1 pseudogene is annotated in these 930 nt (G+C 35.8%); it reads left to right on the top strand.

From position 1 onward, the window contains the following. A pseudogene (locus DA100_RS08335) lies at positions 1-145 on the top strand (IS630 family transposase); the annotation flags it as partial. Positions 146-930 lie beyond the last annotated feature (785 nt).

Below are 930 nucleotides of genomic sequence, written 5' to 3' on the forward strand. Positions count from 1 at the left end.
GAATAACGTTTACTTCAAAAATAAACGAGACTTCAAGGAAGCCATCGATCAATTTTTTACTGTGACTCTTCCAGAGATCGCAGGCTCACTGACGTCTCGAATCAATGATAATTTTCAGGTACTCAAGCCTGCATTTTCAAGTTGATTGGGTATATAAGTATATAGAGGAGAAATGTAGGTTTGAATATTTTGAAAGTATAGGGACTGAAGCAGAAACATTAAATATTTGCAGTTGTTTGATTGATGAATATACAAAGTTCAATGATTACTTAGTTGAAAAGATTAACTTACCTTGATGTCTCCTTTATCAGGGTACACTCGATAGGACATTAAAAATGTCTGTGATGTGTCGAGGCGATAACAGCCCTAGAACAAGGGAAGGCTTTGTTCCTGCATTGGTTAATTTTGATGGTGACAGGTTTGTAGATGTGATGGATGATGAAAACCGATTATGGACAAGTGTTGATCAAAACAGGAGAGTAAGGCGTGTTGAGCATTTGTAAGAGTATATGTTGTTCACTATCTATTTTTATGTGTTTTGGCACCGCAGTGGCAAACAATCTTCCTCAGAGCGACAATCTCAGAGAGCTAAAAGTAAACTACACTATTCAAGATGGTGTGGGTATAACTATGGCATATATACCAATAGACAGACCATGCTTGAATGTTTTGCATGGAGATGCTCATAGAGAGTTCTGTTTTATTGATTCAGAAACCGAGGACTTGCGTAAGAGTAATGGCAATGGTTTCTATATTTCACTTAACAGTGTGAATAACAAAAGAGTTTCTTTTGAATATCACACTCTGTGGTATTCAAAAAAGTGTAAATATTACATATATAAAGAAAAGCCGACCTGTGATGAGCCTTACACTAATTAATGCAATTAACTTAAATTTTTTGCTGTAAGACGATTCAAAGTAAGCGTTCAC

It is taken from the genome of Vibrio sp. Hep-1b-8, assembly GCF_006124995.1.
In the GTDB taxonomy this organism is placed as follows: domain Bacteria; phylum Pseudomonadota; class Gammaproteobacteria; order Enterobacterales; family Vibrionaceae; genus Vibrio.